This is a genomic window from Agrobacterium sp. ST15.16.024 (genome assembly GCF_027956545.1).
Lineage (GTDB): Bacteria > Pseudomonadota > Alphaproteobacteria > Rhizobiales > Rhizobiaceae > Agrobacterium > Agrobacterium cucumeris.
The window spans coordinates 121,830-135,878 of sequence record NZ_JAQKGO010000006.1; the positions used below are offsets into that span (position 1 = coordinate 121,830).

Annotated in this window: 15 protein-coding genes; 7 read left to right on the forward strand and 8 right to left on the reverse strand. The window is 59.3% G+C overall.

Features of this window, described 5'->3' with window-relative positions; all coding sequences use genetic code 11:
* From PL640_RS18255 to PL640_RS18270, 4 genes are all read left to right on the forward strand, one after another.
* Positions 1 to 1,140 carry an ABC transporter substrate-binding protein gene (locus tag PL640_RS18255; protein WP_271363044.1) on the forward strand — a complete coding sequence of 380 codons (1,140 nt, stop codon included), beginning with the start codon at positions 1 to 3 and terminating at the stop codon, positions 1,138 to 1,140.
* Positions 1,141 to 1,235: 95 nt separating this feature from the next.
* The gene (locus PL640_RS18260; protein ID WP_271363045.1) at positions 1,236 to 2,306 is read left to right on the forward strand and encodes an ABC transporter substrate-binding protein; all 1,071 of its coding nucleotides are present in this window, start codon (positions 1,236 to 1,238) and stop codon (positions 2,304 to 2,306) included.
* Between the two features lie 62 nt (positions 2,307 to 2,368).
* Positions 2,369 to 3,286, forward strand: a complete 918-nt coding sequence (locus PL640_RS18265) for an inositol monophosphatase family protein (protein ID WP_271362941.1) — start codon at positions 2,369 to 2,371, stop codon at positions 3,284 to 3,286.
* Between the two features lie 32 nt (positions 3,287 to 3,318).
* A complete protein-coding gene (locus PL640_RS18270; protein WP_142842939.1) occupies positions 3,319 to 3,945 on the forward strand; it encodes a dual specificity protein phosphatase family protein in 627 nt (208 codons plus the stop codon).
* Between the two features lie 121 nt (positions 3,946 to 4,066).
* Here the strand turns inward: PL640_RS18270 and PL640_RS18275 are convergent, their stop codons facing one another.
* From PL640_RS18275 to PL640_RS18285, 3 genes are all read right to left on the reverse strand, one after another.
* Entirely contained in the window at positions 4,067 to 5,623 is a 1,557-nt protein-coding gene (locus PL640_RS18275) for a TerC family protein (RefSeq protein ID WP_271362942.1), read from the reverse strand.
* A gap of 332 nt (positions 5,624 to 5,955) precedes the next feature.
* The gene (locus PL640_RS18280) at positions 5,956 to 6,606 is read right to left on the reverse strand and encodes a DedA family protein (RefSeq protein ID WP_269702410.1); all 651 of its coding nucleotides are present in this window, start codon (positions 6,604 to 6,606) and stop codon (positions 5,956 to 5,958) included.
* A 110-nt stretch (positions 6,607 to 6,716) separates the two neighbouring features.
* A complete protein-coding gene (locus PL640_RS18285) occupies positions 6,717 to 7,733 on the reverse strand; it encodes a DUF1402 family protein (RefSeq protein WP_271362943.1) in 1,017 nt (338 codons plus the stop codon).
* A 230-nt stretch (positions 7,734 to 7,963) separates the two neighbouring features.
* Here PL640_RS18285 and PL640_RS18290 point away from each other — a divergent pair, with 230 nt between their 5' ends.
* Positions 7,964 to 8,632, forward strand: a complete 669-nt coding sequence (locus PL640_RS18290) for a transglutaminase-like cysteine peptidase (protein ID WP_271362944.1) — start codon at positions 7,964 to 7,966, stop codon at positions 8,630 to 8,632.
* Between the two features lie 31 nt (positions 8,633 to 8,663).
* Here the strand turns inward: PL640_RS18290 and PL640_RS18295 are convergent, their stop codons facing one another.
* Positions 8,664 to 8,888, reverse strand: coding sequence for a hypothetical protein (locus PL640_RS18295; protein WP_142842934.1), 225 nt, complete (start codon positions 8,886 to 8,888; stop codon positions 8,664 to 8,666).
* Positions 8,889 to 8,905: 17 nt separating this feature from the next.
* Complete coding sequence (gene phnF / locus PL640_RS18300; protein ID WP_271362945.1) at positions 8,906 to 9,628, reverse strand: phosphonate metabolism transcriptional regulator PhnF; 723 nt, start codon at positions 9,626 to 9,628, stop codon at positions 8,906 to 8,908.
* A gap of 106 nt (positions 9,629 to 9,734) precedes the next feature.
* Between phnF and PL640_RS18305 the strand changes: the two genes are divergently transcribed.
* Positions 9,735 to 10,454: an HAD family hydrolase gene (locus PL640_RS18305; RefSeq protein ID WP_271362946.1), complete on the forward strand. Its 720-nt coding sequence runs from the start codon at positions 9,735 to 9,737 to the stop codon at positions 10,452 to 10,454.
* Positions 10,451 to 11,131 (forward strand): pyridoxine/pyridoxamine 5'-phosphate oxidase, encoded by a 681-nt coding sequence (locus tag PL640_RS18310; protein WP_271362947.1) that lies wholly within the window; start codon positions 10,451 to 10,453, stop codon positions 11,129 to 11,131. Before PL640_RS18305 ends, PL640_RS18310 begins: the two co-directional genes overlap by 4 nt.
* Before the next feature lie 66 nt (positions 11,132 to 11,197).
* Here PL640_RS18310 and PL640_RS18315 read toward each other — a convergent pair whose 3' ends face one another.
* The 3 genes from PL640_RS18315 to PL640_RS18325 are packed head-to-tail and all read right to left on the reverse strand — an operon-like array spanning position 11,198 to position 14,006.
* Positions 11,198 to 12,283 (reverse strand): ABC transporter ATP-binding protein, encoded by a 1,086-nt coding sequence (locus tag PL640_RS18315; RefSeq protein ID WP_271362948.1) that lies wholly within the window; start codon positions 12,281 to 12,283, stop codon positions 11,198 to 11,200.
* Positions 12,280 to 13,107 carry a carbohydrate ABC transporter permease gene (locus tag PL640_RS18320; RefSeq protein ID WP_271362949.1) on the reverse strand — a complete coding sequence of 276 codons (828 nt, stop codon included), beginning with the start codon at positions 13,105 to 13,107 and terminating at the stop codon, positions 12,280 to 12,282. Before PL640_RS18320 ends, PL640_RS18315 begins: the two co-directional genes overlap by 4 nt.
* Positions 13,104 to 14,006 carry a carbohydrate ABC transporter permease gene (locus PL640_RS18325; protein WP_110758742.1) on the reverse strand — a complete coding sequence of 301 codons (903 nt, stop codon included), beginning with the start codon at positions 14,004 to 14,006 and terminating at the stop codon, positions 13,104 to 13,106. Before PL640_RS18325 ends, PL640_RS18320 begins: the two co-directional genes overlap by 4 nt.
* Between the last annotated feature and the right edge of the window lie 43 nt (positions 14,007 to 14,049).

Below are 14,049 nucleotides of genomic sequence, written 5' to 3' on the forward strand. Positions count from 1 at the left end.
ATGAAGCAGAACCGATATGGTGGGCTGCGCGGGCGGCGAATGGCCGCCTCTACGCTCTCCCTCATTTTCTCGCTGGTGGTTGGCGCTGCCGCGCACGCGCAGGACGCTTTTAATCTCGATGCGCTCATCGATGCCGCGAAGAAGGAAAAGCCGATCACCGTTTATGCGGTGACCGGCAAGATCGTTGATACCGCGCAGGCCTTCACCGCCAAATACGGCGTGCAGGCGAGCGGCAAGAAGGTGAACGAGGCGACGCAGGTTGAGCTGATGATCCGCGAGCATCGGGCCGGCAATGTCGTCGGCGATGTCAGCGTCGCAACCGATGTCGCCTCCGCCATGGGGGAGCTTTTGCCGGAAGGCATTGCCACGAGTTGGTCACCGCCGGATATGGAAGGCGATATTCCGCAAAAGCTGCGCGATCCGCTCGTGGTCGTCTCGGATCCGCATGTGTTTACCTACAATACCGAGAAATACGACACATGCCCGGTCACCAATATCTGGCAGCTGACGGAGCCGCGGTGGAAGGGCAAGCTGGCCATGCTCGATCTCTTCGACAAGCCGCTTTATGCCGACTGGTTCAACCAGATCGAAACCCACCACGATGCCGATGTCGCCACGGCCTATGAGGACCTCTACGGCAAGAAGCTGGAAACGGGCGAAAAAAGCGCAACGGCAGCCTGGGTGAAGGCCTTTGCCGAAAATGCGCCACTGCTGACGGATTCAAGTTCGGTTGCGGATGCGGCCGGTGCGCCGGGGCAGGCCGATCCCTTCTTCGTCATCACCTCGGTGGCGAAATATCGTGACAATGAGGCCAAGGGGCTGAAGCTCGGGCTTTGCAGCGGCGTAAAGCCCTTTTCCGGATTTCTCTACCCCGGTTTCGGCTTGATTGCCGGACAGACGAAAAGCCCGAATGCGGCGAAGCTTTTCCTGCATTACCTGATGACGGAAGAGGGCATCGCGCCGCAGACCGCCGACGGCAAACTCTCCGGCAATACGAAAATCGCCCTGCCGGCGGATGAACCCTCGAAGGTTGCCGATCATCTCGATGAGCTGATGGCGTTCGATGCCGCAACGGCGGCCGACGACCTCGACAAGCGCGAAGGCTGGCAGGATTTCTGGCGGGTGAACTACAAAAAATAAACGGAAGGCGGGCGCCAAGCCCGCCTGTCTTTTCCTTGGGAGGGGAAACGATGAAAAGAACAAATTTGAGAGCGGCGTCAGCCATTGCTGCGGCAATGATCGGATTGTCTGCAATGGCCGCTGCGGCCGAAGAGGCCTTCGATCTGGATAAGATCCTGGCGGCGGCAAAGCAGGAAAAGCCGATCAATATCTATGACAGCACCGGCAAGATCGTCGAGATGGCCGATAAGTTCAGCGCCAAATACGGGCTGAAGGCAACGGGTGTGAAGGTCTCCGCCAATAGCCAGCTGGAGATGATCATCCGCGAAAGCCAGTCCGGCAATGTGCAGGGCGATGTGGTGCTGATTACCGATGCGCCATCGGCACTCGCACAGCTTCTGCCGGCGGGTTTTGTCGAGAATTACCTGCCGGGCGACATGGCCTCGAAAATCCCGGCGCAGTTTCAGAACCCTCTGGCAATTTCCACCAACGCCAACGTCTGGGCCTATAATACCGAAGCCCATGACAAATGCCCGGTGGGCAACATCTGGGAACTGACCGAGCCGAAATGGAAAGGCAAGGTCGCCATGGTCGATCCCTTGAGCAAGAGCACCTATACGGACTGGTTCAACCAGCTCGAGGCCCATGGAAATCAGAAGGTGGCTGCAGCCTACAAGGCCCATTTCGGCAAGGAGATAGAGGAAAAAGGCGCGTCGGCCGCCTGGATCAAGGCAATGGCTGCAAACGGCCCGCTTGCTACCGAAGGTGATGACCCGGTGGCGGAAGCTGTCGGTGCGCCCGGCCAGAAACAGCCTTTCTTCGGCCTGCTCAGTTCGGCCAAGTTCCGCGACAATGCCGACAAGGGTTACAAGCTCGGCCTCTGCACGGGCCTCGATCCATGGGTCGGCTGGACCTACATCAAGCTTGGGCTGATCGCCTCCAAGACCAGGAGCCCGAATATGGCGAAGCTCTTCATCCATTATGTCCTGACGGAAGAGGGCATCGCCCCGCAGATGAAGGACGGCAAGCTGCCGACCAACATCGACATCAAGATGCCGGCTGACGAACCCTCGGGGCTTATGAAGGTCGCCGACAGGCTGATGGGCTATGATTCCGCCACCGGTCTTGATGACTTCGACCGCCGTGAGGAATGGCAGGACGTCTGGCGCGTCAACTACACGAAATAATCCCGGCTGGCGCGGCCCAAGGCCGCGCCTCCTCCTCCTTCTTTTTTGAAAACAGACTGGATATGCCAATGCAGACCGCATCTTCAACCGAGCGCAAATCTGGAAATGAGGCGGCGCTTTCCCGTTCGATGCGGTTGATGAAAATCGCCGAGACGGCGGCGCGGGCCGTGCGTGATCCGCTGCTTTCGGCGTTCCGCTCGGAAATGGCGGTGGACTATAAAGTCGATCTCCACGACATCGTCACCATTCATGACAAGCGTGCTGAAGCCGCCATTCGTGCCGTCATTCTCGCAAGCGAACCCAATTCAGCAATCATGGGCGAAGAAGGCGGCCAGATCGGCAGCGGCGATGTGCAGTGGTATGTCGATCCGATTGACGGCACGGCTAATTTCGCCCGTGGCCTCGCCTTCTGGTGCGTGTCCATTGCCGCCGTCATTGACGGTGAGGCCGTTGCCGGCGTGGTCTATGATCCCGTGGCGGACCAGATGTTTTCCGCCAACCTTGAAGCTTCCTATCTGGACGGAGACAAGCTGCGCTCCCGCAGTGTTGCAGACGAGACCCGGGCGACCTTGATCACCGGTTATCCTGTCTCGCGTGATTTCCGGCTGGATGGGCGGGAAGCGGCGCTCGCCAATTTCGGCGCTCTTGTCGAGACCTTCTCGACATTGCGCCGGCCTGGCAGCGCCGCGCTCAGCATCGCCCATGTTGCGGCGGGCTGGACGGATGCGGCCGCCGGTTTCGGCGTTAATGCCTGGGATGTGGCCGCAGCCATTCTTATCCTCAAGAACGCGGGCGGAACCTATGAGCCGCTGACCCTTGGAAAGGTGGCGGAAGGCTCCGCCGATTTCCTCTGCCCCGGCTATATCGCCACGGGCGAAGGGGCGAACTACCCGACATTGCAGCGGGTGGCGCGATCCATATCCGCAGACCGCACCGCAAAGGCAAAAGCGCAGCATAGCCAGCCGGCCACGAAGGCCTGAAGACGTAATATCGGCACCGACGGAGACATGACATGCCACAACCGGAAAAGATCCAATCCCCAGAGCAGGAATCCCGCGAATTGCCGAAGCTCAGCCGCATCTATGAGCGGCATCCGCTTTATGGCGTCGATCTTTTCATTTCCGGCAAGGAGGGCGCGAGCGACCTCAACCTTCTGCGTCAGAACGGCATCACCACCGTCGTCAATTGCGCCGTTAATCTCGACTTCAATTTTGTGGAGCAACCGCAAATCGTTTCCGATCATGAGGGCAGTGTCTATGGGCCGGGCGAAATCCGCTACTACAAGATCGGCCTGATCGATGGCGCCGGAAACCCCGATACCCAGATGGTTGCTGCCCATTACATTCTGCGGGCGGCGCTGGAGCAGATATTGCCCGACAAACCGTCCTATCCCCGGCGGGAGCGCGGCAGCGTGCTCATCAATTGCCGGGGAGGACGTTCGCGTTCCGTCGCCGTCGTTGCGCTTTTTCTGCACCTGACGCTGCCGGTGGAATTCCCGACGCTTGACGATGCCATCGACTTCGTTCGCGTGAAGCGTGAATTGCCGGAAAACGAATGGTTCAAGGCACCGAAGCCCGTGCTTGCGGACGCTGCCCGCCGGGCTGCCGGCTGGATCGCGATGATCGACGCCGCGCATTAAAGAAAGGCCGCCTCGGTCCTCGCTGATTTCGGGGCAGTGACAAACCCTCGGCACGAGGCCGGGGGGTGACGCCGTGTGTGCCGAGAGGTTGCCAGTTAGGCATCCTCTCGGCCGTTCGGTTTTAAGCTTCGCTCACCGCGTCATTCCACGCCCGGACCTTCTCGATGTTCCGTTCTGAACGGGATACGATCTCGAAAGCGAAGCCGTCGCCGGAAATACGCTCGCCGACCTCGGGGAGGCGGTTGAGACGCCACAGGATGTAGCCCGCGACGGTGGAGTAACGGTCGGCTTCATCCACGAGATCGATGTCGAGAAGATAAGACGCCCTTCTGATATCGACGGCGCCGTCGATAAGCCAGGAGCCGTCTTCCGCCTTTTCCGAAATCAGCAGTTCTTCGCCTTCTTCGGGGAATTCGCCGGCGATCGCCTCGAGAATATCCGTCGGCGTGGCGATACCCTGCAGCGTACCGTATTCATCGATGATGACGGCCATCTGCAACGGGGATTTACGCAGCTGTTCCATGACCTGCAGGGCCGTGGCGCTCTCATGCACCACAAGCGGCTGCCGCAGCGAGCTTTCAAGGTTCAGGCTGCCGTCACGCAGAAGATCGCGCAGCAGGTCCTTTGTGGCCGCGACGCCAAGGAAGGAGTCCAGCTTGCCCTGCGCGAGCATCAACCGGGAATGGTCGAGTTCCAGCAGGCGGTGGCGCAGCGTCTCCGGGTCGGCGTCGATATCCAGCCAGTCGATCTCGTTGCGTGGCGTCATGATCGAGACGACGGGGCGTTCGGCAAGTGTCAGCACGCCGCGGATCATGTCCTTTTCTTCGGATTTGAACAGGTCGCTGAGGGTGGCCTGTTCGGCGATAAGATCGGCCGTCTCGCCAAGCGGCTGTTCACCCACCCGGCCGCCAAGAAGCCGCAGAATGGCGTCGGAGGTGCGCTCACGCATATCACCGGCGGTGATGCGCTTTTCGCGGTTGCGCCTGCCAAGCTGATTTGCCGCCTCAATGAGTACGGAAAAGCCGATGGCCGCATAGAGGTAACCCTTCGGAAGATGGAAACCGAAACCTTCGACGATCAGGCTGAAGCCGATCATCAACAGGAAGCCAAGGCAGAGAATGACCACGGTCGGATGTTTCGACACGAATGTCATCAGCGGCCTGGAGGCTGCCATCATCACGGCCATGGCCACGCAGACGGCGGTGATCATTACCCAGAGATTGTTGACCATGCCGACGGCGGTAATGACGCTGTCGAGCGAGAACACGGCGTCGAGCACGACGATCTGCACGATGACCTGCCAGAAGACCGCATGGACCACCTTGCCCTGCTTCGGCTTGTGGTCACCCTCAAGCCGTTCGTGCAGCTCCATGGTTCCCTTGGCGAGCAGGAAGGCGCCGCCGATGATGAGGATGAGATCGCGTCCGGAGAAGGAGAAATCCGCGACTGTAAACAATGGCCGCGTCAGCGTGACGATCCATGAGATCGAAAACAGTAGCAGGACGCGCATGATGAGCGCCAGCGACAGGCCGATGACCCGAGCCCTGTGGCGCTGGTGTGGTGGTAGCTTGTCGGCAAGGATCGCGATGAAGACGAGATTGTCGATGCCGAGAACGACTTCGAGAACGATAAGGGTGACGAGGCCGATCCAGATGTTCGGATCTGCTAGGAATTCCATGTTCAGGAGCCTTTATGGGAATGGATGCGAACACGTAAAGCCCCGGACTGAACATCCGAGGCTGAAAGCTGTCGCGTTGAGGAAAACAAGAAAATCCGAGGCTGGCTGCGCTTCACGCGAGCCAGCCTCGTTCGGTGTCGACTACTGTCGGTACTGTCGCCTTCGTCAGGCATAGGGCGAATTTATCCCGCTATCCGTGAATTCTTGTGCGGGCTGAATTAGCAGATTTCTCCTGGACGGGAAAGCATTTTCATCCAGCCTGGCCTGATGCCGGCAGCTGGAGCCTGATGTGGCGCGCTTGCGGAACGGCGAAATCTGCCGGCACTGCGCCATCACCGCGCGCGGCTTGGCCTCTTTCTGGCGGGGGTCATGCGTCGCGTGATCAAGGCGCCGACAAAGGCGATCAGAATTGCGATTGCCGTCGCCAGAACCGCAAGGCCTAGCCAGTGGACTTCGGTGAGTTCGCCAAACTGTTCGGCGCCCTTTGCCGCGAGCCAGCCAGGGGCAAGCAGCACCGGCACCCAGAGAATGGCGGAGGTGATATTGGCGGCCTGGAAGCGGCGCTGATCCATGCCGATCATGCCTGCCACCAGAGGAACCGTGCAACGCAAAGGCCCGAAAAAACGGCCGAAAAACACGGCAAAGAAGCCATATTTCCGGAAAAAGAGCCGCACCCGCGCAACACGTTCGCGATAGTGCCGCAATGGCCATCGATGGACGACGCTCGGCCCCAGCCATTTGCCCATCATGTAGGATACGATGTCGCCAAGTACCGCGCCGAGGATCGCTCCCGTGACCACGGGAAAGGGGTCGATGACGCCGCTGCCGACCAGCCCGCCGATCAGGAGCATCAGCGCAGTGGCCGGAATTATGAGCCCGAGAATGACGATCGATTCCCCGAAGGCAATGAAGCCGACAATCACGCCCGCCCATGTCTGATGTGTGCGAATGAAGGTTTCTGTTGTTTCGAGAAGACTGTCCAAATCGAACTCCGCAGATATTCAAGATGACGAAATTGTTATCGCCGTCCGAACCATAACCAATGCGATGGCCGGCTCACTCAAGGATTGACGAGGTTGCGACGGAACGGTCTCTATCGCGTTTTCTCGCCGATGTCCGATGTCGTTCGCTGGTCGACGCCCTTGCCATCAAGAATGTTTTTCAGGATGTCGAGGCGGTCGTTGATCAGCCATCCATAGTAATTTTCAACCGGCAGGCGGGTTTTTGCGCCCGCATCCACCGCCACCCGCAGCCGTTCGGCGCGCCGCCTTGGCTGGCCGACATTATAGAGCGTCGCGGTAATGCCGGGATTGCCCGAGATGTCGAAGCCCTTTTCCCGGTAGGCATCGATGGAATCCCTGATGATGGCGGCGATGTAGATGATGCTGCGGTCGGGATCCATGACGTCGCGGTAGATTTCCTTTGGCCTTTCCGCCGAGAGTTTCGGCAGGCCGCTCGTCCTGTTGACGAGGTCGGTGACCTGCAACGCCGTCAGCGGGCTGATCTGGCCAAGACCGAAGGTCTGCCCGGCATAAAAGGGCTGGAAGAAGGCGCGTTGGAACGAGATGGCCTCGTAGCTGGCGCCATCCACCACCTTGCCGCGGAAATCCTCGTCCCAGACGGTATCGCGGCAGCTCCATTGTTCGGAGGTGGTGGCAAGCGGCTCGCAGGACCGGAATTCCGGCCGCTGGAGGAATGACTTCAGGGAAACGCCATTATAGCTGAACCTGATATCGAGTTCGGCGTAGGAAATGGCCTTGACGTAATAGGTCTGCAGGCGATCCACGGCCGAGACGTTGAAGGTGTGCTCACCGACGATGGCGCCGACAATGTGGATCGGGTCGATGCCATAGGCCGCTGCTGCCTTCCTGATCTTGCTGAGAAGGGCGGGCTCGCTGTTCAGGAGGTTAATCGTCTTGCCGAATTTTTCCTCGTAGGTCGTGTAGAAAGCCTTGGTCCGGATCGCCGAGGCTCGTGGTATTTCCGGCTGCTCGGCGGAGCGATTTCCGGGAGGAACGACAGTCATCTGCTGCGCGACGGCGTAAGAAGGAAGGCAGGCCAGTGTCATGATGACGGTGGCTGTGCGGGTGATCTTCGCAAACAGGCTCATGCAACATTCTCTGTAACGGGGATTCATCGTGGTGGTGTGTCTTTCTTAGGCAGGCCATCCCCGCATGGCAAGTTTGCCGCCGCTCACATTCCCGTTCTTGGCGATTACGAAGGGTGTCGCACGACCCGGCGGTAGCAGGTTCGCCAATTTTCGGGATCGTTAAAAGTCGAGCGGTTTGTTTCATTTGAACTCAAACCGGCAGCGATAGGTCATGTCATCAGGAGATGAACATGAGCTATTTCAACAAATTGCTGCAGGCATGTTTTGTTCTGACCGTGGCCGGTCTGCTTTCACCGGCAGAGGCTTCGCCGTCGATGTCGACGGGCGCGATCACTTCCCAGCCGGTTGGACATTATGAATTCTGCCAGCGGCATTCGGCGGAGTGTCAGCCCGTGAAGGCCATGCCGCCGCTTCATCTCACGCCCGACAACTGGAAAACCATGGTTTCGGTCAACAGCGCCGTCAATGTCGAAATCGATCAGCGCTCCGACATGGAAGTGTGGGGCTACGAGGACTACTGGGAATATCCCTACAAGGGTGCGGGGGATTGCGACGACCTCGTGCTGGAAAAGCGCAAGCGGCTGATGGATATCGGTCTGCCGGCCTCCAACCTGCTGATCACCGTTGTCCGTGACGAGCGGGGCGATGGTCATGCGGTCCTCACGGTAAGGACGGATCGCGGCGATTTCATTCTCGACAATATGAAGCCGAAAATCCTCCGCTGGGACGAGACGCCCTATAGCTATCTCAAGCGTCAATCCACCGATCATGCCGGTCGCTGGGTGGATATTGATGGCTCCGGTTCGCCGGCCATCGCCGCGCGGGAGGTCGATCGCGGCACCGCTGTGCCCGCAACCACCGCGCACCGTAACATCATCGATCTGTTCAGGAACCGCTGAACCAGCGGTTTCCGGGAGCCTGCTGCAACAGCTAGTCCTGGCGTTTCAGGGCGTCGACTGCGGCTTCTGCGCGTGCGGCCGCCTCCCTTGCTTCGCGCGCGGCATCGGAGGCTGCTTCAGGGTCGGTGGAGGAACCATCATAGCCGCCCATGGCGCGCTCCCCTATGCCGATGTGAAAATCCTTCAGCTGGAAAGCGGCAAATGCCAGAAGGGCGGCCATGCCAATAAAAAGGCAGGTCTTCATGTTCCGTTTCATTCGCGTTTTCCCGATATTCAGTCGGTGATGTGCAATTCGATCGCCTGTGACGAGAAGCAGCCGATGAAGCAGGATATCGGGTTGCCGTCCGTCGCCCGGTCTATCGCGGTATAGGCGAGGACCGGCAGGGATTTGGACGATTTGAGGAAATGATGTTCGTGGGGAGCGGGCAGTCTTGCGACGACGATTGTTTTTGCACGGTGATAATCATCCACGTCGAACCGTTTCAGCGTTTCGCTGATCGACCCGAGCTCTTCGAAAATTTCCGGAAAACCGGAAAACCGTGTCGCGCAACAAAAGCGCGTACCGATGCCGATCGGGTGGCCGTTGGCGTAAGCGCCGATTTCCAGGGCAATCAGCGGCGCTTTTGCGCCGAGACCAAGAGCTGTCGCAACGTCTTCCGTCGCCGGTTCAAGCCACCAGCGCAGCAGTTTGCGTTCCGGCCGCGCATTCACGGCTTCAAGATTGCGGTCGAAATGCACGCGGCGACCAACGACGTAAGGGATCGGCGCTTCGCTGACAAATGTGCCGCTGCCGTGCAGAATGCGCAGCAGGCCTTGTTCCTCCAGTGAGGCCAGCGCCCGGCGCGCGGTCATACGGTTGACGTTGAACTCTCGTGCGATGTCCTGGCTGGAGGGAATTTTTTCGCCGGGTTTCAACTGCCCCTGTTCGATCCGCCCGCGCAACGCGGTGGCGACCTGCCGCCAGAGCGATTGTGTTTCTGATGTTCCGTTGTCCATGCGCGGCGTCCGATTGTCTTGCAGATGTCACATGAATGAGTTTAAAGGTATATACCTCTTAAATGAGATTTATTCCATCTATGACTCATTCATCCCGGTTGTTCGCATGAATACCAGTATTTCGCGTTATCGCTACATTGTTTGGGATTTTGAGGGCACCCTTGCCGTTCGCAGGGGACGTTATACCGGCGCGCTGGAGGCCGCAGCGGGATTGGCCGATCCCGCCTTCCTCGACATGGCTGACAATATTCGTCCGTTTTTGTCCGGGGCGTTTCCCTGGCATCGGGCGGAACTCGCACATGCCTTCGTGGAAGATGCGGAAGGGTGGTGGCGCGCCATTCTCACCGCAGCCGAAGCTGCGCTCGTGGCGCTGGGCATGGACAGAAGCATGGCGGCGGAGGTCGCAGAACGCTCGCGTGAGATCTATCTCGATCCCATCGGCTGGGAAGTCGATCCGCAGGCGATGCCCGTGCTGGCGCAACTATCTGCTGCGGGCTGGCGTCATGTGATCCTGTCCAATTTTGCGCCGGAACTGCCTTCACTGGTGAAATGCATCGGGCTCTCCGGTTACATGGATCACGTTTTCTCCTCCGGGCAGATCGGCCTTGAGAAGCCCTCGGTCGCGCTTTTTCGTCATGTGGCCGGGGTTCTGGCACCGCATCGTGCTTGCTGGATGATCGGTGACAATCCCCATGCCGACATTGCCGGCGGCCGAGCCGCCGGTCTCTCGACCATCTTGCTGCGACCTGAAGGCCCGGGGCCCGGACTTTCGGTCACCGAGCTTTCCGCCATTCCCGCCATTATTTTAGAGGAGAACCGACCATGACATGTTCCGAGGCCATCGCCCTGTCGATGAAAGACAGGCTGCGCCAAATCCCGTCGCTGAAAGCGCCGCTTCCGGAGTGCGATCCGCTTGCGCTGCCCGATACGCCGCAGGACGCTTTCGCCCTGTGGCTGGACGATGCCCTCAATGCCGGTATCCGCGAGCCGCACGCCATGACCTTGTCCACGGTGGACGAGAATGGCTGGCCCGATGCCCGCATGCTGATCCTGAAAAACCTCGATGAACGTGGCTGGCATTTTGCCGTAAAGGCCGAGAGCCCCAAGGGGCGGCAGATCGAAAACAGGTCGCACGTCGCTTTGACCTTCTACTGGTCGGCGCTCGGACGGCAGGTCCGCCTGCGTGGCCCCGCAATCATGCTTTCCGATGGCGAATGTGCGGAAGATTTTCTCGACCGGCCCGTCAGTTCGCGGGCCAGCGCCATCGCCTCGCGGCAAAGCGAAATTCTGGAAGCGGGCGAGGGCCTCGAAAGCCGCATGGCCGAGGCGCAGGCGCTCATCGCGGCCAATCCGGATTACGTTTCGCCGGGATGGCGTGTCTATGCCGTTGCGCCTGTTGTCGCGGAGTTCTGGCAGGGGGCATCCGACCGCAATCACAAGCGGCTGCGATATATTCTCTCCGGAGACAGCGCGACATGGGACAGGTCTCTTCTCTGGCCGTGAAACCGACCCGGGCCGTTGGAAACCGTTTTGGTTTACCAACGGTCCGGTGTCTTGCTTGTCTTCGGCTTATCGGCTTGCGAGACCGACGCCCGTTTCTTCATCGAAGAGATGCATATCGGACGGATTGATATGGAGGCCTATGACCTCGCCGGCCTTGACCTCGCTGCGTCCCTGCACCGCGATGATCAGTTCCGTGGATGTGCCGGTTGTGAGGAAGGTGGCCGAGCCGGTGGTTTCCACGGCGGAAACGGGCAGCGTCAGTGCCGCGCCATTTGCCGCTGTGGGCCTTATGTGTTCCGGCCTGATGCCGACGATCAGTTGCTGGCCCGGCGGCAGGGCGGCCGGATTGCTGATCGGCTGCTGCGGCTCACCTTCGCCGAACCGCAACAGAAGCGAAGCGCCATCCGGGCTGACGGTGGCCGGAATGAAATTCATCGCCGGTGAACCGATGAAGCCCGCCACGAAACGATTGACCGGATGGTCGTATAGTTCCAGCGGCGTGCCCTGTTGTTCGATGATGCCATCTCGCATGACGACGACATGATCGGCCATGGTCATCGCCTCGATCTGGTCATGGGTAACATAGACCGAGGTTGCGTGCAGGCGGTCGTGCAGCGCGCGAATTTCCTTGCGCATATGGACGCGCAGCGCCGCATCGAGATTGGAAAGTGGCTCGTCGAACAGGAAGGCCTGCGGATTGCGGATGATCGCCCGGCTCATGGCCACGCGCTGGCGCTGGCCGCCGGAAAGTTCACGCGGATAACGCTTCATCAGCTTGGAAAGACCTGTTGTGGCCGCAACCTCTTCCGCCGCCTTGCGGGCCTCGGCCTTGGCGACGCCGCGCATGCGCAGGGAATAGGTGAGGTTTTCTTCCACCGTCATATGCGGGTAGAGCGCATAGGACTGGAACACCATGGCCACATCGCGCTTGCGCGGCGGCACGCCGTTCATGAGCGTACCGGCAATGCGCATGTCGCCGGCCGATATGGTTTCCAGCCCGGCGAGCGAACGTAAAAGGGTGGATTTGCCGCAGCCGGAAGGGCCGACAAGCGCGACGAAGGTGCCTTTCTTGATGGAAAGGTCGATATTTTTCAGGGCATGGAAAGCGCCGTAATATTTGTTGACGCCGGAAAGTTCGATCTGAAGGGTCATTTGAGTGCTCCTGAGGTCAGGCCGGACACGATGCGGCGCTGCAAGAGAATGAAGAGGGCGAGAATGGGCGTCACATACATGGTCGCATAGGCCATGATGTTGTTCCATTCGCTGGTGTTGGGGCCCATGAAGGAATTGAGGCCGACGCTGGCGGGCTGCAATTCGGCCGCCTGTATCATCGATTTCGAATAGACGAATTCGCCGAAGGCCTGCATGAAGATGAGGATGGCGCTGACGAGAATGCCGTTTCTGGCAAGCGGCAGCACGATGTTGAAAAATGCGCCGACGCGGGAATTGCCGTCCACCAGCGCCGCCTCTTCCAGCTCCTGCGGCACGGCCATGAAGGTGGCGCGCACAAGGACCACGAAGAAGGGCATGCTTTTTGCCGCAATGGCGAGGATGACCGACAGACGCGGATAATCCAGAAGCCCGAATTGCGAGAAGCCGACGAAGATCGGTGTGATCATCAGCGATGCCGGCAGAACCTGCAGCATGAGGATGAGAAACAGACCGATATCCACCCAGACATTGCGATAGCGGGCCAGCACATAGGCGCAACCGACACCGAGAATCGTGATCAACAGCACGGCGCCGGAGGCGATCAACACTGAGTTCCACAGATATCGGCCCATGTTGCGGCTTTGCCAGACATAGGCATAGGTTTGCCATTGCGGGTCTGTCGGCCAGAAACCGGGCGGGTTGGCGAACATCTCCGAGCCGCTTTTAAGCGAGGTCAGATACATCCAGTAAAGCGGGAAGAGGTAGATGATGGCGAGCACGATGGCGATTGCCAGCATCAGGCGATTGCGGTTGGTGATGCTCATCCGCGCACCTCATGCCGTGTGGAACGCACATAAACGATGGAAGCCAGCATAACGAAAACGATCATGATGACGGAGATCGTTGCGCCCTTGCCGAAATCATATTGTCGGAACGACAGATCCCAGGCCCAATATTGCGCCACGTTGGAACTGTTGTTCGGCCCACCATCGGTAATGGCGGCGAAAAGATCGAATTGCTGCAACGTGAAGATCAACCCGAGCGAGACGATCGCGCCGATGGTGGAGCGCATCATCGGCAGGGTGATGGTGTAGAAGCGTTGCCAGGCGTTCGCCCCGTCCAGTTCCGCCGCCTCGTAAAGATCGCCGGGGATTGAGGCTAGACCGACGGAAAGCAGGATCATGTTGAAGGAGGTGCCGAGCCAGACATTGGCGATGACGACGGCCCAGAGTGAAAAGTTGGCATCCGAACGCCAGAAGATATTGCCCGATATCAGGCCGCTTTCCCGCAGGAAGAAATTCAGCACACCGAAATCGCCGGACAGTATCCAGTTCCAGATGGCGCCGACGACGAGGCCAGGCATGACCCAGGACACGAGGAACAGGCCGCGCAGCCAGGTGGCGCCGGGAAAATTCACCCAGAAGAACAGCGCCAGTCCGAAACCGATGGCGAACTGTCCGGCAATCGAGGCGACCACGAAGGTGACGGTGTTCATCAGGATCGGCAGGGTTTCCGGCTGCCGGAACAGATCGACGTAATTCTTGAAGCCGACAAACGGACGCACGAAGGTGCCCAGGCTGAACATGTCGACTTCCTGAAAGCTCATGACAATGTTGTAGATGAGCGGTAGACCCGCCATGACGAACAGGAAGCCCAAGGGCAGGGCGACAAGGACGATGTCGAAACCGCGACCGTCACTGACGCTGGAAAACAGTTTTTTCATGAAACATCCTCGCAAGCTCCGCTTGGGGCCGCCGCCGCATTTT